Below are 22,318 nucleotides of genomic sequence, written 5' to 3' on the forward strand. Positions count from 1 at the left end.
CGCCCCTACTCCCCGTCATCCGGGATGTTCAGGACATGGCCGCAAGCCTTGCAGTGCACCGCATCCGTCTCATGCCGAGAGAGCCCGCATTGAGGGCAGCTGAAATTCACCTTGTGCGGCCGTACGATCGCCTGGGCGAGGCGAACGAACAGCGACACGCCGATGATCATGGCGACGATGGAGGTGAGCTTGCCGAGATTGCCGGGCAACGTGATGTCGCCAAAGCCCGTCGTCGTCACCGTGGCGACGGTGAAGTACAGGGCCTGGATATAGCCATCAAAGCCGTTGGCGTAGAACATGGTGTAGACGAAGCTGGAGACCAGGAACAGGAACACCGTGAGATCGATCACGGCGCGCAACGTGTCTTCCATCTGCCGGTAGCCCGACTTGCGCAGCGCCAGCGTGAACAGATTGCTTTTGCTCAGCGACCAGATGCGCAGCACGCGCAGGAACAGGTTGGAGAAGAAGGCGGGCACCACGAAAGTGGCGAGAATGGCCAGGTCGATCCAGGTCATCGGCCGCAGCACCCACTTTTTCAGGTTCGGCGCGACGAGGGCGCTGGCCGCGAGTTCGAGCACGATGATCGCCGCGACGATGGCATTGATGGCGGCATGCCAGGCCTCGTTCTTCATGCTCGGCCCGGCGATGAAGAAGACGAGAATGCCGACATCGATGACGAAGCGCAGGATCTGGAAACTGACGGCTTTCCGGCTCGAACCGAAATAAAGCCCCCGGAGCGTCTGGCGAATATCCGCAAGCGCGATCATGCCGCTTTTCCTCTCAACCATGGGCCTCCCTGTCCAACCGGATGTCGTCCGGCGTTCAGATTAGGCCAAAGCGCGTTTGGGCAGAAACACTGCCCTACCCTAACGTCGTGCTTGGCCAAATCCTTCCGATTCTTGTTCGTCCGCGCTGTTTACTCACAAGGTTGCACGAACTCGCCTTCCACGTCGGTACGCGCGGCTTCACGCCACGCTACCGCAAGAAGCTCTCGGACGACGAGCGGCCGGTACCATCTTGACGACGCTGGAGGGGGATGCAACCATAGTCCCTAAATAAGATATATATTCCATTATAATATCATTTTGGGGAGGATCCATGAAGCGCGCCCTCAGTCTGGCCGCAGCCCTGGCTGTACTTTTGTTGCCGACGATCAGCCCGGCGATGGCCGCGCCGGAGAAAGGCGGTGTCATCGACGTCGCCACCATCGGCGAACCGCCGACGCTCGACCCGATGGCGAGCGCCACCGACATCGTCGGCATGGTCGGCCAGCACATCTTCGAAACCCTGTTCACCTTCGATCGCAACTGGAACGTCACGCCGCTGCTGGCCGAAGCGCTGCCCACGGTGAGCCCGGATGGCAAGATCTATGAGATCAAGCTGCGCCAGGACATCACCTTCCACGATGGCAGCGCGATGGATTCGGCCGATGTCGTCGCCTCCCTCAAGCGCTGGCTGACCGTTGCCTCCCGCGGCCAGCAGGTCGCTCCGTTGGTCGTCGATATCGCTGCCGCCGACCCGCTGACGGTGCGCATCACGCTCAAGCAGCCCTATTCGCCACTGCCCGCTTTGCTCGCCTTCAACAATTCGGCCGCCGTGATCCTGCCATCCGAGGACCAGGACACGCCGCTCAAGCAGGTCATCGGCACCGGACCCTACAAGCTCAAGGAGCGCAAGCCCGATCAATATATCCAGCTCGTGCGCTTCGAGGGCTACCGCTCGCGTGACGGCGAGCCCGACGGTTATGGCGGGGCGCGCAAGCAATATCTCGACGAGATCCGCTTCGTACCGGTTCCCGATCCCAATACCCGCATCGAAGGCGCGGTCTCCGGCCAATTCGGCTATGCGGACTCGCTGCCCGTCGAACAGTTCGACAAGATCAAGTCGGGCAAGTCGGAGCCGGTGCTGCTCGAACATTTCGGGTGGCCGATGATCCGCATGAACGCCAAGCAGGGCGTCCTTGCCGACATGCGCGTGCGCAAGGCGGTGCAGCTCGCGCTCAGCGAAAGTGACATGCTGGCAGCCGCCTTTGGCGACACCAAATTCTATGCCGTCGATGGCGCCATGTATCCGGAAGGCTATCCCTGGCGCACGGATGCTGGCGTCGAAGGCAACTATGATATCGCCGACGCCGAAAAGGCCAAGGCCGAACTGAAAAAGGCGGGCCTCGGCGAGGAGGTGCCGCTGCGCATCCTCACCAGCCGCCAATATGAGTTCCACTACAAGATGGCGCAGGTCGCCGCCGAATATCTCAAGCTCGCCGGCTTCAAGGTGAAGATGGACGTGGTCGACTGGGCGACATTGGTGCAGCAGATCCAGAACCCCGCCTCCTGGGACATCTTCATCACCCACAGCCCCTTCCTGCCCGAGCCCGCCTTGATCAATATCCTGGCGCCGGCCTCGGTCGGCTGGTGGGATACGCCCGACAGCCGGGCGGCGGTCGAGGCCCTCAACGCCACCTCCGATCCAGCCGAGCGGGTCAAGCACTGGCAGCGCGTGCAGGAGCTGATCATGACCGAAGCCCCGATCGTCAAGATCGGCGACTTCAACGCCCTCTCGGCCAAGTCGCCCAAGCTGAAGGGCTTCGAGCCCTCGCCCTGGCCGGCCTTCTGGAACGTCTATCTCGAGAAATGAGTCGCCTGCAGCGGCGCTGCCGTCGAGGTCGCGCAGCACCGCCCTGTAAGAAGGCCACGGCATGCTGACATCTCACGCTTTCCAGATAAAGCAGCGACGGATGGGGAAGGGTGGCACTACCACGCCAATGATGGCTGGATTTGTACCACTCTCCCCCACCCGACCTCGCTTCGCTCGCCCACCCTCCCCGAAGCCGGGGAGGGATTCGCGCGCTCCAGCCGGCTTGGTCGAGATGTGTGCATCTCGTAGCGCAAACAGGGTGAGTAGCTGCTGCGACGCAAGTCACCGCCGGGAATGACAGTGTTTTCAATGCCCAAAGCCACTTTGCCAGAAAGTCGCATGCCATGACCACCTCTTCCCTTGCCCCCGCCGCCGTCACCGAGATCGATGCCCTCTTCACGCCCTGGGCCAGCGAGACCTCGCCGGGCTTCATGGTGGCGGTGAGGCTCGGGGACGCCGTTGTCTATCAGCGCTGCGCCGGCATGGCCGACCTCGCCCATGGCGTCGCGCTGTCGCCGACCTCGGTCGTGCGCATCGCCTCCCAGAGCAAGCAGTTCACCGTGCTGCTGACCCTAATGATGGAAGCGGAAGGCAAGCTCTCGCTCGACGACGACGTGCGCGAGCATTGCCCCTGGCTGCCCGCCTATGAGCAGCCGATCACCTTGAGGCACCTGGCCGCCAATACCAGCGGCCTGCGCGACATTCTCGACACCATGATCCTGGCCGGCATTCCGATCCTGGCCCCCTCCTCGCGCGCCACCGCACGCGCCATCGTCGCCCGCCAGAAGGGCCTCAACTTCCCGCCCGACACCGATCTGCTCTACTCCAACTCCAATTTCCTGCTGCTGTCCGAAATCCTCGAACAGGTCTCGGGCCTCTCCTTCAACGATCTCCTGCGCGAGCGCATCACCGGCCCCCTCGGCATGCACGACACCAGGCTGATGGCCCGCGACGACGAGATCTATCCGCGCCTCGCCACCCATCACCGCCGCGGCGCCGGCGGCACCTGGCTCAAGGCGGCCTGGGGCATCGCCATCGGCGGCGAGGGCGGGCTGGTCTCGACGCTTCAGGACATGCTGGCCTGGCAGGCCAATCTCGCCCGGCCGAAGGTCGGCGATGCCGCGATGATCGCCCGCATGGAGGCTCCCGGCGCGCTGATCAACGGCATCGCTTCCCCCTATGGCCTCGGTCTCGTCACCAGCCGGCACAGCGGCCTTCGCTGCGTCGGCCATAGCGGCTGGATCGCAGGCTCGCGCTCGGAATCGATCCGCATCCCCGACCAGGATCTCGGCATCGTCCTCCTCGCCAATCACGATGATTTCTCGCCCTATGCCCTGACCCGGCGCATCGCCGACATCGTCCTGGGCCTGGAAGGCGGGCCGGCGCTGTCACCCTCTGCGATCGCCTTGCTCAACGAGCGCGCGGGCACCTATCGGGAAGACGGCACCAGCGCCCTCATCCGTATCGCCAACGAGGGCGGCACGCCCAGCCTGGTGTCCAGCATGGGGGCAGCAGAGCTCGAGGAGGTGTCGCAGGACCGCTTCCGCCCCCGGGCGGGGCTGGCGCCCTATGATCTCCTGGTTCAGGCAGATGGCAGCATCGAGACCGAAAAATTTGGACGCCGCCGCCGGTTCAGGCTCGTCGAGACTCCACCAGACCGGAGCGTCCTGCCCGCGGGACGCTATCGCGACGAGACGAGCGGGCTGGAGGCGAGTTTCCATCGCACCGCCGACGGCCCTGGCCTGCGCCTGTCCTCGCCTTTCGGGGCGCTCGATCTCGGCCTGGAACCCTGCGACCACGATCTCTTCCTCGCCCATCCGGCCAGCCGGGAGACGCATGACGTCTGGCGGGCGGCGCCGTGGGAACTGCCCTGGCTGTTCAGCGTTCGCTGCCTGGAGGACGCCGTCATCCTCAATTCCGACCGCAGCGCCGACATCGTGCTCCATCGCTTGGCCAATGCCTGAATCGCCCCTCGCAGAGGCTCGCCAACACGAGCCGGCTTGACCAAACACAGCATTGAAGGCATAGTGATACATAAATAAGTTATAGATTACATAATAATGTAACAAAGGGACGCAATATGGGACGCTTGGCACGACTGACTGCCCTGCTTGCACTGACATTGCTTCCGGCCGTCGGACCAGCATGGGCCGATGCCACCAAAGGCGGCGTCATCGACGTCGCCACTGTCGGCGAACCGCCCACGCTCGACCCGATGGCTTCGACCGCCGACCTCGTCGGCATCGTTTCCCAGCATATCTTCGAAACGCTGTTCACCTTCGACAAGGACTGGGGCGTGACACCGCTGCTCGCCGCCGAGATGCCGAAAATCTCGGCCGACGGGTTGACCTACACCATTCCCCTGCGCACCGGCATCAAGTTCCATGACGGCTCGGTGATGACCTCCGCCGATGTCGTCGCCTCGCTGCAACGCTGGACGAAGATCGCCACGCGCGGCAAGCAGACGGCCGAGATGATCGCCGCCATCGACGCAACCGACGATCACACCGTCAAGATCACGCTCAAGAAACCCTATGCACCGCTGCTCGCTTTGCTCGCCTTCAACAATGCCGCGGCGATCATCATTCCGGCCAAGAATGCCGGGCAGGATCCCCTGACCAGCTTCATCGGTACCGGACCCTACAAGCTCAAGGAGCGCAAGCCCGACCAGTTCATCCAGCTCGCGCGCTTCGACGAGTATGCGTCCCGCCCGGGCGAGCCGAACGGCTATGGCGGCGCACGCAAGCAATATCTCGACGAGATCCGCTTCGTGCCGGTCCCCGATCCCAATACCCGCGTCGAGGGCGCCGCATCGGGCCAGTTCGCCTATGTCGACTCCCTGCCCGTCGAGGCTTTCGACAAGATCTCCAAGGGCAAGACCGCCCCTGTCCTGCTGAAACCCTTCGGCTGGCCGGTCCTCTTCATGAACAACAAGGAGGGCCTCGCGTCCGACATCCGCATCCGCAAGGCGATCCAGGCGGCGCTCTCCCCGCAAGACATGATGCTGGCCGCCTTCGGCTCGGAGGAATTCTTCTCGGTCGACGGCGCCCTCTACCCCAAGGATTACAAGTGGCATACCGAAGAGGGAACTGAGCCCTACAAGCCGGAGGGTGACGTCGAGGCGGCGACCGCCTTGTTGAAGGAGGCGGGCTATGACGGCTCCAAGCCTCTGCGCATCCTAACCAGCCGCCAATATGAGTTCCACTACAAGCTGGCGCAGGTCGCCGCCGAATATCTCAAGGCGGCCGGCTTCAAGGTCGAGCTCGACGTGGTGGAGTGGGCCACGCTGACCAAGAACCGCACCGATCCCAAATTGTGGGACATCTACATCACCCACAGCCCCTTCCTGCCCGAGCCGTCGCTGACCGGCTTCATGTCGGACAGCTCGCCCGGTTGGTGGGTCTCGGACAAGAAGCACGAGGCACTGGGCGCCTTCAACGCCGAGTCCGATCCCGCCAAGCGGCTGGCCCTGTGGCCGGCCGTCCAGAAGGCCTTCTATGACGAGGCGCCAGCCTACAAGGTCGGCAATTTCAATGCCCTCGCCGCCCAGGCCCCCAATCTGAAGGGCGTCACGCCGGCCCCCTGGCCCTATTTCTGGAACGCCTATCTGGAAGGCAAGTAAAGCCCCCTGCGGCCCCAAGAGCGACCAGTGCCTCTGGGCTGACATAGCCTCCTTTTCTCTCCCGGGGAGGCTTGAGAGCGGGCACCAGCCGACACCGGCGGTGCCCGCGATCTCGCTCAGATCGCCTCGTCACGCTCTCCGGCCTCGAACAACGCCAGGATCCCAGATGCTGCGCACGATTCTCCACCGCCTTCTCGGCATGATCATCGTGATGGCCCTCGTCGTGACGATCGTATTCATCATCGTCCGGGTCACGCCGGGCGATCCGGCCGCCATGATGCTCGGGCCCGACGCGTCCGAGGCCGATATCGCTGCATTGCGCACCAAGCTCGGCCTGGACGGCCCGATCATCACCCAGTTCGCCTATTACGTCCTCGGTCTCGTCCAGGGTGATTTCGGCCAGTCGATCTTCCTCAACCAGCCGGTGACGCGGGCTCTCGCCGCCCGCGCCGAGCCGACCTTCTTCCTCACGCTGTTCTCGCTGCTGATCGCCAGCGCCATCGCCCTGCCGGTCGGCATCCTCTCGGCTTACTGGCGCGGCTCGCTGTTCGACCAGGCGGCGACCACGCTCGCCATGTTTGCCGCCAGTGTGCCGAGCTTCTGGCTCGGCCTCGTCCTCATGCAGATCTTCGCGGTGAAGCTCGGTTGGTTCGACACCTCCGGCTACGGCGGGCCCGGGGCGTCCTTCGGCGAACGCCTCAATCATCTGGTGCTGCCGGCGGTAGCGCTGGGCGTGGTCTCATCGGCCCTGATCACCCGTTTCACCCGCGCCTCGATGCTCGACGTGCTCTCGGACGACTATGTCCGCACCGCCCGCTCCAAGGGCATGAGCGAATGGCGCGTGGTGATCAGGCATGCCTTCAAGAACGCGCTGATCCCCATCCTCACCGTGATCGGCCTGACTGCGGCCCTGCTGATCTCCGGCGCCGTGGTGACCGAAACCGTGTTCGGTGTGCCAGGTATCGGCAATCTCGTGGTCTCGGCCGTGCTCCGGCGCGACTACCCGGTGATCCAGGGCGCACTGCTGGTGATCGCCGGGCTCTACGTCCTCGTCAATTTCTGCATCGACATGCTCTACCTCCTCATCGATCCGAGGGTGCGCTACTGATGGCTGCCATCTCCTCCTCCCACCTGGCGGCGCCTGGCCTGCTGTCGCGCCTGATCCGGCGGCCGACCTCGTTCATCGGGCTTGCCGTTCTCGCCATCATCGCCCTGGCCGCGATCCTCGCGCCGCTGATCGCGCCCTATTCGCCGACCAAGCTCTCGGTCGCCAATCGCCTGAAGGGGCCGAGCCTCGCCCATCTGTTCGGCACCGACGACCTGGGGCGCGACATCTTCACCCGCATGCTCTATGCGGCTCAGACCTCCCTGTCCGTCGGCCTCGCCGTGGTGGTGCTGGCCTCGCTGATCGGCATCGCGCTCGGCCTCACCGCGGGCTTCTTCCGCGAGGCCGATACGCCGCTGTCGCGCGTGATCGACGCGATGATGGCCTTTCCCGACATCCTTCTGGCCATCGCGCTGGTCGCCGCTCTCGGCGCCTCGGCCATCAACGTCATCATCGCACTCGGCATCGTCTATGCCCCGCGCCTGGCCCGCGTGGTGCGCGCCTCCACTCTGGTCATCCGGGAACTGCCTTATGTCGAGGCGGCCCGTGCGCTGGGTGTGCCGACCTGGAAGATCCTGCTGCGCCACGTGCTGCGCAACGTCACCTCGCCCCTGCTGGTGCAGGGCACCTTCATCTTCGCCAATGCCATCCTCGCCGAAGCGGGCCTGTCCTTCCTCGGCGTCGGCATTTCGCCCGACACGCCGACCTGGGGCACCATGATCAGCGTCGGGCGCCAGTTCATGGACAAGGCAGGCTGGCTCATGTGGTTCCCAGGGGCCGCCATCGTCATCACCGTGCTGTCGCTGCAACTGGTCGGCGACGGCCTGCGCGATCTCCTCGATCCGCGCCTGGCAAAGGATATCTGAGCCATGATCGGCAATCGCTTCCTCCAGGCCGACCGGCCGCTTCTCATCAAGGGTGCCAGGACCATTGGCTTCACCGCCGCCCCGGCCGGCACGCCTCTCGACATCTTCGTCGACCGCGACGGCCGCATTGGAGAGGTCGCCGCCTCGATCGCGGCCGGCGACGATGTTCGAATCCTCGATGCCGGCGAGCGCTTCCTGTCGCCGGGCTGGACCGATCTTCATGTCCATGTCTGGTATGGCGGCACCGACATCTCGCTCCGGCCCGAGCAATGCGGCGCCGCGCGCGGCGTCACCACCATGGTCGACGCCGGCTCTGCCGGGGAGGCCAATTTCCACGGCCTGCGCGAATTCATCATCGAGCCGGCACGGGAGAACGTCTACGCCTTCCTCAATCTCGGCTCGATCGGCCTGGTCGCCTGCAACCGCGTCAGCGAGCTGATGGACATCCGCTCCATCGATTTCGAGCGGATCATCGCCACGGTGGAGAAGAATCGCGACGTCATCGTCGGCCTGAAGGTGCGAGCCAGCCATGTCATCACCGGCGGATGGGACCTCACGCCGGTCAAGCTCGCCAAGAAGCTCGGCCGCATCCTCAAGCTGCCGCTGATGGTGCATGTCGGCGAGCCGCCGCCGCTCTATGACGACGTCCTCGGCCTGCTGACCGAAGGCGACATCGTCACCCATTGCTTCAACGGCAAGGCCGGCAGCTCGATCCTGGAGGACGAGGACCTCTACCGCCTCGCCGAGGACGCGGCGGCGCGCGGCATCGTGCTCGATGTCGGCCATGGCGGTGCTTCTTTTTCCTTCGATGTCGCCACGGCGGCCCTGGCGCGAGGCCTGCCGCCCGCCACCATCTCCACCGACCTGCACAACCGCTCGCTCGACGGGTCGGTGTGGGACATGGCGACGACCATGTCGAAGCTGCTCTCGCTCGGCATGAAGCTGGAAGAGGTGGTCGCCGCGGTGACCACGACCCCACGCCGGGCCATCGGCCTTGAGGCGGACGGGCTGCTGGACAAGGGCCGGCCCGCCGAGTTCACCCTGTTTGAGGTCGCCGACGCCGATCTCACGGTGAAGGACTCGCAGGGAGCGGTCAGCCGGCTCACCCGGGTGTTCGAACCGCGCCAGGCCATCCTGGGCGCCGAGGTGATTGCCGCCGAGCGCTACGTTCCGGCACAGGCGCCAACGACCGGCAAACACGCCTGCCCTCATTGCGGGTGGCAGTCATGACAGGTTCGATCGCGGCCGATACCATCCTCTCCGTCCAGGACCTGCGCACCTGGTTCGTCAACAAGCGCTTCACTGCCAAGGCGGTTGATGGCGTGACCTTCGACCTCAAGCGCGGCGAGACACTCGCCGTGGTGGGCGAGTCCGGTTCGGGCAAATCCGTCACCAGCCTGTCGATCATGGGGCTGCTTTCCAGGCCCGGCATCATCGCCGGCGGCAAGATCCTGTTCCGCGACCGGGCCGGCGGCGTGCACGACCTCGCCGCCTTCGAGCCCCGCCAGTTCCGCCGCATGCGCGGCCGGGAGATCGCCATGATCTTCCAGGAGCCGATGACCAGCCTCAATCCGCTCTATACGGTGGGCGACCAGATCGGCGAGATGATCGCCCTGCACGAGCCGGTCAACCGCCAGGAAGCTCGTCGCCGGGCGCTTGCCATGCTCAAGCATGTCGAGATTCCCGATGCGGCCTCCAGGCTCGACGACTACCCCCACCAGATGTCCGGTGGCATGCGCCAGCGCGTAATGATCGCCATGGCGCTGTCCTGCAACCCGTCCCTGCTGATCGCCGACGAGCCAACCACTGCCCTCGACGTCACCATCCAGGCCCAGATCCTCGACCTGCTGCGCCGTCTCCAGGCGGAACTGGGCATGTCCATCCTGTTCATCACCCATAATCTTGGCGTGGTCGCCGAGATCGCCCACAATGTGGTGGTGATGTATGGCGGCAGGGTGGTCGAACAGGCGCCCGTCATCGATCTGTTCGCCCATCAGCGCCACCCCTATACCAGGGGCCTGCTCGCCTGCACCCCGGACGCGGCACGCGACATCGATGCCCGCGGCGAACGCCGGGCGCTCCATTCCATTCCCGGCAATGTGCCGCCGATCACCGCTTTGCCCCCCGGCTGCGCCTTCGGACCGCGCTGTTCCCTGGCGCTCGAGGCCTGCCGCGCCGCCGTCCCCGAACTGGTCGCGACGGGAGCGGCCAGCTTCTCGCGTTGCATCCGGAGCGCCGAGCTATGACGACAGCCCCTTCCCCCCAGGCTGCGGCCGACACGCCGCTCCTCAGCGTGCAGAACCTCACCAAGCATTTCCCGGCCCGCAACGGGCGCATAGTCCATGCCGTCGAGGATGTCAGCTTCGACGTCCGTCGCGGCGCCACGGTGGGCCTGGTCGGTGAATCCGGCTCCGGCAAGACCACCGCCGGCCGCTCGGTGCTGCGCCTGGTCGAGCCGACCTCCGGCAAGGCCATCTTCGACGGGGTGGACCTGTTCGGCCTCAGCAACCGGGAGATGCTGGCCTATCGCCGCCGGCTGCAGATCGTCTTCCAGGATCCCTTCTCCAGCCTCAATCCGCGCATGCGCATCTCGGCCATCATCGGCGAAGCGCTCGACACCTGCGGCTACCCGCGCGGCAAGGTGCGAGCCGAACGCGTCGCCGAATTGCTCAGCCTGGTCGGCCTGTCGCCCGACTATGCCACGCGCTTTCCGCATGAATTCTCCGGCGGCCAGCGCCAGCGCATCGGCATCGCCAGGGCCATCGCGGTCGAACCTGAATTCATCGTCGCCGACGAGCCCGTCTCGGCTCTCGACGTCTCGGTGCAGGCCCAGGTCCTCAATCTGCTCGGCGATCTCAAGAAGAAGCTGAGCCTGACCATGCTGTTCATCGCCCACGACCTCTCCGTCGTCGAATATCTGTGCGACGAGGTGGTGGTGATGTATCTCGGCCGCGTGATGGAGCGGGGCCCGAGCCGGCAGGTCTATGCCGCTCCGCGCCACCCCTATACCAAGGCCCTGCTCGCGACGGCGCCCGTGCCCGACCCCACCCGCCGGCGCACCCGCGCGCCGCTGCAGGGCGATATTCCGAGCCCCATCGCGCCACCATCGGGCTGCGTGTTCCGCACTCGCTGCCCCTCCGCCGCGCCGGCCTGCTCAACCATCATCCCGCCGGTCGAGCCTATCGGCGGCGGACACCACGTCGCCTGCATCCGCCAAGCCGGGCTCTTCGCATGACGGCCGCGCTATTCGCATTATTGGAGTGTTTTCAATGACCATTTCCGGGACGGTTCCACGCCCGCACGCCTCGCCCTATGAGCGGCTGGCAGCCCTCGGAATCAAGCTTCCCGCCGCGCCCGCGCCCATCGCCAATTTCGTCACCCATGTGCAGGAGGGCAAGTTACTTTTCCTGTCCGGCCAGGGTCCGAACCATGCCGACGGCCGCTCGCACACCGGCAAGGTCGGTGCCGAAGTCTCGGTCGAGGAAGCCTATCAGCATGCCCGCCTGACCGGCATCAACCTGATCGCCGTGATGCAGGACGCGCTCGGCGATCTCTCCAGGGTGCGGCGGGTGGTCAAGCTCTTCGGCATGGTCAATGCCGTGCCCGATTTCGCCCAGCATCCGGCCGTGATCAACGGCTGCTCGGACCTGTTCATCGAGGTCTTCGGCGACGGCGGCGTCCATGCCCGCTCGGCGGTCGGCCAGGGTTCTCTGCCCGGCCAGATCACCGTCGAGATCGAAGCCATCGTAGCGATCGACTGAAAGGAATTTCGAGCAACTAATATGCCTGTCATCCCCGGCCGAGCTACTCGCGAGCGCAGCGAGAGCAGGTGGCGCCGGGGATGACAGCCCAAACGATCCATCCCGATCCAAGCTTTCTCAAGCCCTTCCCCTCGCCTTTCGGAGCACAATTCCATGCCCGCCAACGATATCCGCAGCCGCCTCGGCCTGAGGCCCGTCATCAACGTGTCCGGGACCATGACCTCGCTCGGTGCCTCCATCGTGGTGCCGCCTGCCGTTGAAGCGGTCTCGGCGATCCTGAGCGAGTTCGTCGAACTCGGCGACCTCCATCGCAAGGCGAGCGCGGTGATCGCCAACCTCACCGGCGCGGAGGCGGGCTTCATCACGGCCTCCTGCTCGGCCGCGATCAGCCTCGCCGTCGCCGCCGCCATGACCGGCAACGATCTTGCCGCCATCGAACGCCTGCCCGATACGACAGGCCTGAAGAACGAGGTGATCATCCAGTCCGGCCACATGGTCAGCTACGGCGCGCCCGTCGAGCAGGCGATCCGCCTCACCGGCGCCAAGGTCGTGCCGATCGGCCAGGCCACCAGCGCCTCGGCCTACCATCTGGCCGGCGCCATCACCGATCGCACGGCCGCTGCCGTCTATGTGGTCTCCCACCACGTCGTCGATTATGCGCAGATCCCGCTCAAGGTCTTCGCCAAGGTCGCCCATGAGCGTGGTATTCCCGTCATCGTCGACGCCGCCTCCGAATATGATCTCCAGGGCTTCCTGGCCGATGGCGCCGACCTCGTCCTCTATTCCGGCCACAAATTCCTCGGCGGCCCGACCTCCGGCATCGTGGCCGGCCCCAAGGAACTGGTGCGCAATGTCTATCTGCAGAACCGGGGCATCGGCCGCGGCATGAAGGTGGGCAAGGAAGGCATCGTCGGCACGCTGGCCGCCCTGCAGGCCTGGAAGACGCGCGATCATGACGGCATCCGCTCCCGTGAGCGCAAGGCCCTCGATTGCTGGGTGGCGGCTCTCGACGGCAAGCAGGGCGTGAAGGCGGTGGTCGTCCCCGACCCGACCAGCAATCCGCTCGACCGGCTCCAGGTCTTCATCGACCCGCAGGAGGCCCGCATCACCGCCTGGGACCTTGCCGACCGTCTCGCGGCCGGCGATCGCCCGGTGATCGTGCGCGATCACGAGGTCGAGCACGGCTATTTCTTCCTCGATCCCTGCAACCTGCACCTGGATGAGGAAGATATCGTGGCGGCCCGCCTCGCCGAGGAACTCGAGCAGGCCCGCAAGTCCAACCTGCCGATCGCCACCCCCTTCGAGGATCGCCTGCTGGCCAAGGAGGCCGCCATTCTGCAATGGCCGGACTGAGCCCTGCTTGTTCATTGCCACGACCGCGGCATAGAATGATGCATGATGGAAAGCTCCGAATCCCATGTCCACGACAGCCCTCGAGCGTGACGACGCCAACGAAGGCGGTGCCACCCGGCGCCGCTCGCGCACCAGCGGCATCGACCGCGCCCTGCAGATTCTCGACTATCTGCAGAAGGTCGAGCGTCCCGCCACCGCCTATGAGATCGCGCGCGACATCGGCGCCCCCCTGTCGACGATCTATGTCATCGTCGACGACCTGGTGGAGAAGGAGATGCTCGACCGTCAGGATGGCGGCCTGCTCTGGCTCGGGCCCCGCCTCTATCATTATGGCCTGACCTATGCGCGCACGCTCGACCTTCTCAACGTGGCGGAGCAGGAGATGCACGAACTCGCCCAGAGTTCGGGCGAGACCATCCAGATCTGCGGACGGGACGGCGATCACATGGTCGTGCTGGCCATGGAAGAGGGCAAGGACCATTTCCAGGTGACCTCGCGCGTCGGTACGCGCAGCCCGCTGAACTGGACGGCATCCGGCCGCATATTGGTCGGCCATCTGCCGGAAGCGGAGCGGCGTGAGATCTTCGCGCGCTCGGCGGTCGCCTCGCCGACCGGCCGGGCCGAGACGGACAAGAATGTGCTGGCGCAGATAGCGGCCGAAGCCCTGGAGCAGGGTCTTTCCATCCAGGCCGGCGATTCCGACTTCGCGGTCGCCTGCATCGCCGCCCCGATCCGCGACAACCAGGGCGCCTGCCGCGCCACTATCTCGATCGTGGTGCCGGACAGGAAGCTCGAGCAGAAGGATCCCGACCTGATCGCCCTCGTCAAGGCCAGCGCCCGGCGCATCGAGAGCCGGCTGGGGTGGCAAGGTCGGCGCTGAGTGGGATCTGCCGCTACGCCGCCCGATTTCTCGACGCGATCAGCAGTTCCGCCTCGAGCAAGGCGAACTCGACCATGAGATCGGTAACCGAGAGTTCCGGGTGCTTGTCCATGAATTGCCGGGCCCGCAACTGCATGGCCTCCCTGCCGAGGATCATTGCGGCTTCCAGGGACGAAATCGAGGCGCTGTCGTCCTTGGCGCCGGCGAGCTCCTCGACATCACCGTTGGCGACGTGCTCCTGCCATTGAGCCTCGGTCATCTGCCCGGAAAGATAGCAGGTCCGCAGCAATTCTGGGTCCGGCTTTGGCGGATTCCGCATCGTAAAACGCCCAATATCCTACACTATCTGGTGCCTGCCTCTTGGGCAGGACGGCGGCCAAAACATCGATGCCGGGCCCAGTACCCAACATCTTCCGTCCTATATAGGTCGTGCCTGTTCAAATCGTAAGACAACCACCCTTCTATGGAATTTTTATTCCGTAGCAAAAAAATTGTGGAATGTCAGATTAACTTGCCAGCCACGCCGCAGCAGCCGTCAGCGCCCGGATGAGGCCGTCCCGCCATCACAGGCAGCCGGCGCCTCCTGCACTTTGGCAGGAGGCGGAGAAGACACAGCGACACGTCGGAAACCGGATCGAACCGAACGCCTCAGGCCAGATAGCGCCGGAACCAGGCAATCGTCCGGTCCCAGGCGAGCTTGGCCGCCGCCTCGTCGTAGCGCGGGGTTGAATCGTTGTGGAAGCCGTGGTTCACGCCCGGATAGATATGCGCCTCATAGGTCTTGCCGCCGGCCTTGAGCGCAGCCTCAAAAGCCGGCCAGCCTTCGTTGATGCGGGTATCCAGTTCCGCATAATGGATCAGCAGCGGCGCCTTGATGCGAGCCACGTCCTCGGCCTTGGGCTGGCGCCCATAGAAGGGCACGGCAGCCGCAAGCTCGGGATAGGCCACGGCCGTGGCATTGGCGACGCCGCCGCCATAGCAAAAGCCGGTCATGCCGACCTTGCCCGTGCCGGATTTGTGCTTCATCAGGAACTCGGTCGCCGCGAAGAAATCGTTCATCAGCTTTTCGGGATCGACCTTGGCCTGCAGGTCCCGCCCCTTGTCGTCATTGCCCGGATAACCGCCGACCGAACTCAAACCGTCGGGGGCGAGGGCAACGAACCCCGCCTTGGCGACCCGCCGCGCCACGTCCTCGATATAGGGGTTGAGGCCCCTGTTCTCGTGGACGACGACCACACCGGGGACAGGACCGCTCGCCTTGGCCGGCCGCACGAAATAGCTGCGCACCTCGCCATTCCCCTTGGGCGAGGAAAAAGTGATGTACTCTGCCACGATATCAGGATCGGTGAACTGCACCTGCTGTGCATAGGCATAGTTCGGGCTCAGCGAAGCAAGAATGGCCGTCGCCGTCAGGCCGCCCACGGCAAACTTGCCGGCCCGATCGAGGAACTCGCGCTTGGAGATCTTACCATGCGCATAGAAGTCGTAGAGTTCGAGGAGTTCCTGCGGAAAATCCCTGGCCGTCATGCGGGTCATCGCGCGCCCCTACCCTGTCAATCCGGCAGCAGCCTATAGGATCTTCGGGCGAGCGGTCTTCACAATGGCGAGATGGGTGGAGAGTGCAGGCACCGCCCCCGAGGGCATGGACATCATCCACAGCGCGTCGCACCCTTCCTGGATCAAGCTGAAATCAACATCCTTGCCGCCAATAAGAGCGAAGGAGTCGCCGATCGAGGCCTCACTCCGGCCGAGGGATGAGGCGCAGAACTTTACCTCGTTGAAAGGAAACGGGCGCCACGACAGCGCCCGCTACGTCATGGCGTGACATATTCGGCAGCATTGCTGAGATGCATCATGCATCCATCAGGATCATTGTCCTGCAGCAATGCCACGGCCGTGTCCAATTCCTCCAGGGCCGCTTCCTGCCGCAGCGGATCCCGAATTGAATCCACGCTGTTTTTCATCTGCTTGAGTTGGGATTCATTGCACTGGCTGGCGCGTGTCCACACGGCGTTGGGCGCGGCCATCGCACCTGTTGCCAGACCCAATGTGAGAGCCGCCGCGACACAGGTTGACTTGATCACTGGCCTTCTCCTTTGAAGTGGGTGACGTGCCCCAGGCCCCAGGGTACGCTTCCAAACCTCCTTCAAAAGGCTCTGTTCCCGTTATCCTGGCCGGCGCTGCCACCTCATATCGCGCTGTACGCTCGTTTCGAATGGCGTGCAGGCCATCTCTCTCACAACCGCTGCTGGATGCGCCGGGCGATGTCGAACAGTCGGCGTTCCAGCAAGACAGGGGTCTCGCAGACATAGGTCAGGGAACGGCCGCGCTCCTCGAAGATGCGCTTGTCCCATTTGAGCTGGGTCTCGAGATCGTCGGTTTCCTTGCTGCCGGCCGCGCTGGGAGAATCCTTGGCGGCGCCGATCTTGTCGCTCTCGTCCCGGATGCGGTCGGCGAGCTTGTTCTGGCCGCGGGCATAGCGGCCGATGCCGCCCAGGATCTTGTCGCGCTCCTCGTTGACCAGTTCGAGCACACCGGCGAACAGGCGCGTCAAGCGAGCATCCTTCTCCGCCCCCGCCTGCTGCACGAAACCGTCGAGCAGGCCGTCGACCTCCTCGATCGGCGTCCGGCGCGAGGCGAGCTTCTGGGCCATCGCCGCCGTGTCGAAATCCTTGGTCCAATCACCCGCTGCCGCGATGTCCGGCCCGCTCCAGACCACGCCGGCACTGAGCGTGCCGACCTTGCGCTGAATGCAGGGCCAGTCCGGATCTGGCTGGGCCTGCTGGGCCTGCACCGCGTCAACCCAATCCACACCTCCCGCCAGCATCACCATGAGGATGGCCGGCCGAAGGGTCCGAACCATGGACCTGCCAGATATCGGGGGCCTGCCAAATCTCATGATGCTTCTCCTTTGGGGCCGCCGCGGCGCACCATCAGGCCGCGGGACGGGTCATAGGCGATGAGCGCAGCGGCGAAGAACAGCACCGTGGTGCCAACCACCACCGCAAGCGCGACCGGCTCGAGCCGGCCATAGAGGGCAAAGCGCACCAGCTCGACCCCATGGGTGAACGGATTGGCAAGGCAGGTCAGATAAAGACCCTCGCTCGCCTCCCTGATGCGCCAGAGCGGATAGAGCGCCGAGGAGGCGAAGAACATCGGGAAGATCACGAAGTTCATCACGCTGGCGAAATTCTCGAGCTGACGGATCAGCGAGGACAGGAAGAGGCCGATCGAGCCGAGCATCAGGCCGGTCAGTACCAGCGCCGGCAAGGCCAGGACATAGCCCTGCACGGGCGCGTCGACATCCCACCAGGCCGCGATCGCCAGGAAGACATAGACCTGCAACACCGACACCAGCACGCTCGCCGTGAGCTTGGCGGCCAGCAGCGACCAGCGCGGGAACGGGCTGGTGAGCAGCACCCGCATCGAGCCGACCTCGCGGTCATAGACCATCGAGAGCGAGGATTGCATGCCGTAAAAGAGCTGGATCATCACGGCCAGCCCCGGCACGACATAGGTCTCGTAGAGCACATAGGTCTCGTAGGGCGGCTGGATCGAGACCCCCAGCACGTTGCGAAAGCCGGCAGCGAAGATGAACAGCCAGATCAGCGGGCGCACCAGTGCCGAGAGGAAGCGTTCCTTCTGGTTGACGAAGCGCAGCATCTCCCGATGCGCGATGCCGCCGAGGCAGACGAGATAGCCCGAGAAGCTCAATCGCGAAGTGAGCGTCGCTTCCGACATCAGGCGGCCTCCCTGTCGGTCAGGCGGCGGAAGGTCTCGGCCAGGCTGGAGCCGCTGCGGGCGGCGAGCATGGCCGCCTTGCCCTCGGCGACGATCCGGCCCTGATGCAGCACATAGACGTCGTCGTTGTCGGCGATCTCCTCGAAGATATGGGTCGCCCACAAAACCGCGATGCCCTCCTCGGCCACCAGGCGCCGCACCGTGGCGACGATATCGGCCCGGGCTGCAAGGTCGAGGCCGACGGTCGGCTCGTCCAGGAGCAGGAGGCGCGGCCTGTGCACCAGAGCGCGGGCTATCTCCACGCGCCGGGCCTGCCCGCCGGAGAGGGTGCGCACCTTCTCGTCGGCCCGCTCAGCGAGACCCACGCGCTGCAGAAGCGCGAGAATATGCTCGCGCACCGCCTTCCCGCCAAGCCCGTGCAGGGCGGCGTGATAGGCAAGGTTCTGGCGCACCGTCAGGTCCGCATCGAGCGTGCGGGCCTGGAAGACGACGCCGAGCTCGGCCAGCGCCCGTGACGGAGCGAGGTTGAGATCATGCCCGTAGACCTCGACGCGGCCGGAACGGTTCTGGTAGAGCCGCGTCACGATCGAGAACAGGGTCGTCTTGCCGGCGCCGTTCGGCCCCAGCAGGGCGACGAAACGCCCGGCCTGCACCTCGAGCGAAACGTCGGCCAGTGCTTCGCGCTTGCCGAAGCGGTGGCCGACGGCCGCAACCGAGAGCGCCGGCTTGTCCGTGCCAACCGTCATGGCTGCTCCCCGTCGCGCCGAAAGGGCGGCAGGATACACCAGGAACGGGCAGTCGGAACAACCATCACTTGCCCTTGAGCTTGGCCTTGAGCTGAAGCAGGCCGGCCAGATAGATATCCGCCACGGCCTTGCGCGCAGCATCCCCCGACACGCCCTTGGGATCGAAGGTGGACGACCAGGTGATGGCGATCTTACCCGGCTCGTCGTCCTCTTCCACCTTCAGCGTGGAGACGTAATTCTCGATCGGCAGGGGGCTCTCAAGGATGGCATAGGTGTAGGATGTGTCCTTGTCGTCCCACTTCACCAGCTTCTCGACGAATTTGGCACCGTCCTTGGTGGTAAGGGTGCGGATCTTGGCGCCATCCTTCTCCGAAAGCTCGCAGGAGGCGATGGCCGGATGCCAGGTCTTGATGCCGCAAAAATCGCCGATCAAGGCCCAGGCCTTGGCCGGCGTGCCCTTGCCCTCCACCCGATTGGAGTTCTTTTCCGCGAGGGCCGGGCTGCAGGCAAGGCCCAATACCGTCAAGGCACCGACAAGAGTCGCGATACGCATGTTCTTCCTCCCCAGATCTTGCTGATTGAATCGTCGTGTCAGTTCGGCGAAACCACCACGCCCCAGGGCGCCTCGCCGACCGGAATGGTCTTGATCACCTTCTGGCTTGCGACATCGATCACCGACACGTCGTTGGAATTGCCGTTGGTGGCGTAGAGATATTTCTCGTCCGGCGTGAAGGCGAGCTGCCAGACGCGCTGGCCCACCAGCAGATATTTCTCGACCTCGAGCGTCTCGCCATTGATCACCGCGACGCGATTGGCCGGGCCAAGTGCCACAAAGGCGGTCTTGCCGTCCTTGGTGACGCGCACGCCGACGGGCTGGATGGTTTCGGCGGTGACGCCGGGAATTTGGAACTCGATCTTCTTGAGGATCTTGCGGGTGCCCGGCTCGATGACGCTGACGGTGCCGCCAACCTCGGAGCTGACCCAGACCTTGGAATTGTCCTTGTTGAACTCGGCAAAGCGCGGGCGCGAATCAACCAGCACGCTATCGATCACCTGGAAGCTGGTGGTGTCGATGAAATGAGCCATGTTGGTGGTTTCGGAGGTGTTCACCAGCACCTTGCCGTCGGGGCTGATACCCATGCCCTCCGGCTCGACGCCAACGGGCACGGTGGCGAGCACCTTGTTCTCCTTCACGTCCACCACCGTCACCTGGGCATCGTCCTCATTGGCGATATAGAGGGGGTTGCCGGAAGGGTGCAGGATGAAGAGCTCGGGATCGGGCCCCGACTGCAAGGTGCGGGCCACCTTCATCGTCGCCGTGTCGATCACCTCGACACCGTCGTCGTCGCTGGCACACAGATAGAGGGACTTGCCGTCATTGGAGATGGTGATGCCCCGCGGGCGCCGGCCAGTCGGCACGGTCTGCTTGACGGTCTGGGTCTCGGAATCGATCACGGAGATCGAATTGCCCTTCTCATTGGAGACATAGACCGTGTAGGCCTGCGCCGTTCCGGCCAAGCAAGCGGCCGCCAGCCCCAAAAAAGCAGCCTTGGCGAAATGCGGCATGATCCGGTTCCTCTCCAGGCGGGCATCCCCGCAGCGCGTTTACGGCAAATGACATTGGCTTTCGGGCTGATCGGCGCCAAGCGTATCGAGCACGCTGCGCTGATGCAGGTAGCCGGGCTGCGGCGACACCGAGACGATCGCCATCGGCTGGGCGATCAGCACCGGCTGGCGCAGCTGATGGTCCCAGCTGCGAAAATTCACCGGCACGCCCTTGAAGGCGGCCAGCTGGAATTTCGGATCGACGAGATAGGTCGAGACCGCCGCCGCATCTGCCGACTTGGTCCGTGTCACGGCTTCTCCCACGGCGCGTACCGCGACCCAGGCCTGATAGTCGATCGGCCGCATGGTCCGCTTGGCACGCTTGAAGAAGCGGCTCTGCAGCTGCGCCGAGCCCCAGGCATCCTGGGCGCGGTGCCAGGAGGTGGCGATCAGGCCCTGCGTGCCGGCAATGACCTTGGGGTCCCAGGTGCGATAGCTGAGATAGTCGCCGAAATCGGCCTCCTCATCGGCCACCAGCATGATGTCGTAGTCGACGCCGCGGCTGAACACCAGGGCATCCGACTGGGTGATGCTGTCACTGCGGGCGCGGGCGAGCGGACCGAATTCCCAGGCTTTCTCGGCGACGAGGGTGAGCCCGAACTTCTTGGCCGACTGCTTGAGCGCGTCGGCATAAAGCTTGTCCGCCGCTGTGGGTCCAAAGGTGAGGAAGAGCTTCATCCAGCGCTTGGTTGCAAGATATTGCACCAGCGCATCGGTCAGCATGGCGCGGCTCGGCGGAACGTGGAACACATTGGCGCGGCAATCGGCGCCGCGCAGCCGGTCGTCCTGCGCGGCGGCATTGAACACCACCACCGGGCGCCCCTTGAGGGCATCGGCGACGGCCAGGAGTTCGTCCGCCGTCAGCGCCACGACCAGGAATTTCGCCCCGGCATCGGCCAATTTGACGGCGGCCTCCACCGGCGACTGGCCCTTGTCCAGCACGACCTGGTCCAGTACATAGCGCTGGCCGGAAAAGCGGCCCGTGGTGTTGTTGTCGTCGATGGCAAGCCCCGCGCCGGCAGCGGCTTCGTCTTCCGGGGTGGGATCGAGTTCGTAGAGCGCGGGCGGCGGCGCCTTGTGGGTGATGACCCCGATGCGGACCTCGAGCGGTTCGGCCGCCCTTGCCGTGCCGCAGGACAGCAGGGCCACAAAGGCGCACAGCAAGGCTGCCATCAGGCTGGACAGGTTTCTCGATCTCGCAGCCGGTAACACATTTCGCTCCCGAACGCGCAGGCCTCTGCGTGCCTGAACATCGGCAAGCTTACGCATTGCAAATGAAGAACGTCAACTTAATATACCTAAGAAATTTATAAGCTGAATACGTCTGTACTGGCTTTCATGTTCATGGCAATTTTTACTAGAACGCGAACTGATAGTTTTCATAGAATATTCTTATTTGTGAAGGGACCACTGTGCTTGAATGGATGTCCCTGATTGTAGGAACGCGCCGGCGCAGCCTGAAGTATTGGACTGGAAGACACAGCAGCCTGCTGCGGCAGGCGGGCAGGACAATATTTGTCCTGCTGGTAATGGCAGCCGTCCTCCCCTCGCAGGCCTGGGCCGGCGAGCCCGGTAAGGCTCTGCTCGCTCTGCCCTTCGGCTATCTCGACACCTCCGGCGAGGCATCGGACCAGAAGGAAGCCCATGCCGACCGACTGAAGGCGATGTCGACCCGCCTGACCGACCGGCTGCAGGCAGGCGGCTTCTATCGCATCGTTCCGGCCACGCCAGGAATCATCGCCTGCGCCGGCAACGACCAGGATTGCCTGCTGGGCGAAGCACGCAAGTCCGGCGCAGATTTCATCCTGACCGGAGCCGTGCACAAGACCAGCACCCTGATCTCGGCGATCTGGGTTGGCGTTTTCGATGCCAGGGACGGCAAGCGCGTCTTCTTCCGCCAGATCAGCTTCCGCGGCGACACCAACGAGGCCTGGCAGCACGCCACGGACTTCGTTCTGGGCCAGTTGCAGGAAGAGGCACGGCAGGCGCAGTGAAAAATCGCGCG

Annotated in this window: 22 protein-coding genes; 12 read left to right on the forward strand and 10 right to left on the reverse strand. The window is 64.6% G+C overall.

Going from position 1 to position 22,318, the window contains the following annotated elements; genetic code table 11:
• Positions 1–5 precede the first annotated feature (5 nt).
• Positions 6–767, reverse strand: coding sequence for a potassium channel family protein (locus U1R88_RS21605; RefSeq protein ID WP_246683519.1), 762 nt, complete (start codon positions 765–767; stop codon positions 6–8).
• Positions 768–1,098: 331 nt separating this feature from the next.
• On the opposite strand from U1R88_RS21605, the gene U1R88_RS21610 reads away from it, so the two are divergent.
• From U1R88_RS21610 to U1R88_RS21660, 11 genes are all read left to right on the forward strand, one after another.
• Positions 1,099–2,634, forward strand: coding sequence for an ABC transporter substrate-binding protein (locus U1R88_RS21610; protein WP_322433108.1), 1,536 nt, complete (start codon positions 1,099–1,101; stop codon positions 2,632–2,634).
• Between the two features lie 344 nt (positions 2,635–2,978).
• The gene (locus U1R88_RS21615; RefSeq protein ID WP_322433109.1) at positions 2,979–4,598 is read left to right on the forward strand and encodes a serine hydrolase domain-containing protein; all 1,620 of its coding nucleotides are present in this window, start codon (positions 2,979–2,981) and stop codon (positions 4,596–4,598) included.
• A gap of 116 nt (positions 4,599–4,714) precedes the next feature.
• Positions 4,715–6,256, forward strand: a complete 1,542-nt coding sequence (locus U1R88_RS21620; RefSeq protein WP_322433110.1) for an ABC transporter substrate-binding protein — start codon at positions 4,715–4,717, stop codon at positions 6,254–6,256.
• A gap of 166 nt (positions 6,257–6,422) precedes the next feature.
• On the forward strand, positions 6,423–7,364 hold the full coding sequence (locus tag U1R88_RS21625; RefSeq protein WP_322433111.1) for an ABC transporter permease: 942 nt from the start codon (positions 6,423–6,425) through the stop codon (positions 7,362–7,364).
• Positions 7,364–8,227 (forward strand): ABC transporter permease, encoded by an 864-nt coding sequence (locus U1R88_RS21630; RefSeq protein ID WP_322433112.1) that lies wholly within the window; start codon positions 7,364–7,366, stop codon positions 8,225–8,227. The genes U1R88_RS21625 and U1R88_RS21630 overlap by 1 nt, the downstream gene beginning before the upstream one ends.
• 3 nt (positions 8,228–8,230) lie before the next feature.
• On the forward strand, positions 8,231–9,457 hold the full coding sequence (locus U1R88_RS21635; protein ID WP_322433113.1) for an amidohydrolase/deacetylase family metallohydrolase: 1,227 nt from the start codon (positions 8,231–8,233) through the stop codon (positions 9,455–9,457).
• An 8-nt stretch (positions 9,458–9,465) separates the two neighbouring features.
• Positions 9,466–10,473: an ABC transporter ATP-binding protein gene (locus U1R88_RS21640; protein ID WP_425545468.1), complete on the forward strand. Its 1,008-nt coding sequence runs from the start codon at positions 9,466–9,468 to the stop codon at positions 10,471–10,473.
• Positions 10,470–11,462 carry an ABC transporter ATP-binding protein gene (locus U1R88_RS21645; protein ID WP_322433115.1) on the forward strand — a complete coding sequence of 331 codons (993 nt, stop codon included), beginning with the start codon at positions 10,470–10,472 and terminating at the stop codon, positions 11,460–11,462. The genes U1R88_RS21640 and U1R88_RS21645 overlap by 4 nt, the downstream gene beginning before the upstream one ends.
• Positions 11,463–11,496: 34 nt before the next feature.
• Positions 11,497–11,988, forward strand: a complete 492-nt coding sequence (locus U1R88_RS21650) for a RidA family protein (protein WP_068288917.1) — start codon at positions 11,497–11,499, stop codon at positions 11,986–11,988.
• Between the two features lie 153 nt (positions 11,989–12,141).
• Positions 12,142–13,341: an aminotransferase class V-fold PLP-dependent enzyme gene (locus U1R88_RS21655; RefSeq protein WP_322433116.1), complete on the forward strand. Its 1,200-nt coding sequence runs from the start codon at positions 12,142–12,144 to the stop codon at positions 13,339–13,341.
• 64 nt (positions 13,342–13,405) lie between these two features.
• Positions 13,406–14,221, forward strand: coding sequence for an IclR family transcriptional regulator (locus tag U1R88_RS21660; RefSeq protein WP_068288924.1), 816 nt, complete (start codon positions 13,406–13,408; stop codon positions 14,219–14,221).
• A gap of 13 nt (positions 14,222–14,234) precedes the next feature.
• Here U1R88_RS21660 and U1R88_RS21665 read toward each other — a convergent pair whose 3' ends face one another.
• The 9 genes from U1R88_RS21665 to U1R88_RS21705 form a co-directional block, all read right to left on the reverse strand.
• Complete coding sequence (locus U1R88_RS21665; protein WP_322433117.1) at positions 14,235–14,540, reverse strand: hypothetical protein; 306 nt, start codon at positions 14,538–14,540, stop codon at positions 14,235–14,237.
• Between the two features lie 329 nt (positions 14,541–14,869).
• Complete coding sequence (gene yghX, locus U1R88_RS21670; protein WP_322433118.1) at positions 14,870–15,757, reverse strand: YghX family hydrolase; 888 nt, start codon at positions 15,755–15,757, stop codon at positions 14,870–14,872.
• Positions 15,758–16,035: 278 nt separating this feature from the next.
• Positions 16,036–16,305 carry a hypothetical protein gene (locus U1R88_RS21675; protein WP_322433119.1) on the reverse strand — a complete coding sequence of 90 codons (270 nt, stop codon included), beginning with the start codon at positions 16,303–16,305 and terminating at the stop codon, positions 16,036–16,038.
• Positions 16,306–16,457: 152 nt separating this feature from the next.
• On the reverse strand, positions 16,458–17,084 hold the full coding sequence (locus U1R88_RS21680) for a hypothetical protein (protein ID WP_425545467.1): 627 nt from the start codon (positions 17,082–17,084) through the stop codon (positions 16,458–16,460).
• 32 nt (positions 17,085–17,116) lie between these two features.
• On the reverse strand, positions 17,117–17,962 hold the full coding sequence (locus tag U1R88_RS21685; protein ID WP_322433120.1) for an ABC transporter permease: 846 nt from the start codon (positions 17,960–17,962) through the stop codon (positions 17,117–17,119).
• A complete protein-coding gene (locus tag U1R88_RS21690) occupies positions 17,962–18,708 on the reverse strand; it encodes an ABC transporter ATP-binding protein (RefSeq protein ID WP_322433121.1) in 747 nt (248 codons plus the stop codon). Before U1R88_RS21690 ends, U1R88_RS21685 begins: the two co-directional genes overlap by 1 nt.
• 64 nt (positions 18,709–18,772) lie before the next feature.
• Positions 18,773–19,261, reverse strand: coding sequence for an SRPBCC family protein (locus U1R88_RS21695; RefSeq protein WP_322433122.1), 489 nt, complete (start codon positions 19,259–19,261; stop codon positions 18,773–18,775).
• A 38-nt stretch (positions 19,262–19,299) separates the two neighbouring features.
• Positions 19,300–20,274 (reverse strand): YVTN family beta-propeller repeat protein, encoded by a 975-nt coding sequence (locus U1R88_RS21700; protein WP_322433123.1) that lies wholly within the window; start codon positions 20,272–20,274, stop codon positions 19,300–19,302.
• A 39-nt stretch (positions 20,275–20,313) separates the two neighbouring features.
• Complete coding sequence (locus tag U1R88_RS21705; protein ID WP_322433124.1) at positions 20,314–21,486, reverse strand: ABC transporter substrate-binding protein; 1,173 nt, start codon at positions 21,484–21,486, stop codon at positions 20,314–20,316.
• 356 nt (positions 21,487–21,842) lie between these two features.
• Here U1R88_RS21705 and U1R88_RS21710 point away from each other — a divergent pair, with 356 nt between their 5' ends.
• Positions 21,843–22,307, forward strand: coding sequence for a DUF2380 domain-containing protein (locus U1R88_RS21710; RefSeq protein WP_322433125.1), 465 nt, complete (start codon positions 21,843–21,845; stop codon positions 22,305–22,307).
• Positions 22,308–22,318 lie beyond the last annotated feature (11 nt).

The organism is Labrys sedimenti (assembly GCF_034424805.1).
Classification (GTDB): Bacteria; Pseudomonadota; Alphaproteobacteria; order Rhizobiales; family Labraceae; genus Labrys; species Labrys sedimenti.

What these genes read in the sequence shown, in the direction of transcription:
- U1R88_RS21660 (WP_068288924.1), top strand. Translation starts at nt 13,406, where the DNA reads ATGTCCACGACAGCCCTCGAGCGTGACGACGCCAACGAAGGCGGTGCC.
- U1R88_RS21700 (WP_322433123.1), bottom strand. Translation starts at nt 20,274, where the DNA reads ATGCCGCATTTCGCCAAGGCTGCTTTTTTGGGGCTGGCGGCCGCTTGC.
- U1R88_RS21615 (WP_322433109.1), top strand. Translation starts at nt 2,979, where the DNA reads ATGACCACCTCTTCCCTTGCCCCCGCCGCCGTCACCGAGATCGATGCC.
- U1R88_RS21685 (WP_322433120.1), bottom strand. Translation starts at nt 17,962, where the DNA reads ATGTCGGAAGCGACGCTCACTTCGCGATTGAGCTTCTCGGGCTATCTC.
- U1R88_RS21605 (WP_246683519.1), bottom strand. Translation starts at nt 767, where the DNA reads ATGATCGCGCTTGCGGATATTCGCCAGACGCTCCGGGGGCTTTATTTC.
- yghX (WP_322433118.1), bottom strand. Translation starts at nt 15,757, where the DNA reads ATGACCCGCATGACGGCCAGGGATTTTCCGCAGGAACTCCTCGAACTC.
- U1R88_RS21625 (WP_322433111.1), top strand. Translation starts at nt 6,423, where the DNA reads ATGCTGCGCACGATTCTCCACCGCCTTCTCGGCATGATCATCGTGATG.
- U1R88_RS21680 (WP_425545467.1), bottom strand. Translation starts at nt 17,084, where the DNA reads ATGGTTCGGACCCTTCGGCCGGCCATCCTCATGGTGATGCTGGCGGGA.
- U1R88_RS21710 (WP_322433125.1), top strand. Translation starts at nt 21,843, where the DNA reads ATGGCAGCCGTCCTCCCCTCGCAGGCCTGGGCCGGCGAGCCCGGTAAG.
- U1R88_RS21635 (WP_322433113.1), top strand. Translation starts at nt 8,231, where the DNA reads ATGATCGGCAATCGCTTCCTCCAGGCCGACCGGCCGCTTCTCATCAAG.
- U1R88_RS21610 (WP_322433108.1), top strand. Translation starts at nt 1,099, where the DNA reads ATGAAGCGCGCCCTCAGTCTGGCCGCAGCCCTGGCTGTACTTTTGTTG.
- U1R88_RS21690 (WP_322433121.1), bottom strand. Translation starts at nt 18,708, where the DNA reads ATGACGGTTGGCACGGACAAGCCGGCGCTCTCGGTTGCGGCCGTCGGC.
- U1R88_RS21645 (WP_322433115.1), top strand. Translation starts at nt 10,470, where the DNA reads ATGACGACAGCCCCTTCCCCCCAGGCTGCGGCCGACACGCCGCTCCTC.
- U1R88_RS21665 (WP_322433117.1), bottom strand. Translation starts at nt 14,540, where the DNA reads ATGCGGAATCCGCCAAAGCCGGACCCAGAATTGCTGCGGACCTGCTAT.
- U1R88_RS21695 (WP_322433122.1), bottom strand. Translation starts at nt 19,261, where the DNA reads ATGCGTATCGCGACTCTTGTCGGTGCCTTGACGGTATTGGGCCTTGCC.
- U1R88_RS21655 (WP_322433116.1), top strand. Translation starts at nt 12,142, where the DNA reads ATGCCCGCCAACGATATCCGCAGCCGCCTCGGCCTGAGGCCCGTCATC.
- U1R88_RS21650 (WP_068288917.1), top strand. Translation starts at nt 11,497, where the DNA reads ATGACCATTTCCGGGACGGTTCCACGCCCGCACGCCTCGCCCTATGAG.
- U1R88_RS21620 (WP_322433110.1), top strand. Translation starts at nt 4,715, where the DNA reads ATGGGACGCTTGGCACGACTGACTGCCCTGCTTGCACTGACATTGCTT.
- U1R88_RS21705 (WP_322433124.1), bottom strand. Translation starts at nt 21,486, where the DNA reads ATGGCAGCCTTGCTGTGCGCCTTTGTGGCCCTGCTGTCCTGCGGCACG.
- U1R88_RS21630 (WP_322433112.1), top strand. Translation starts at nt 7,364, where the DNA reads ATGGCTGCCATCTCCTCCTCCCACCTGGCGGCGCCTGGCCTGCTGTCG.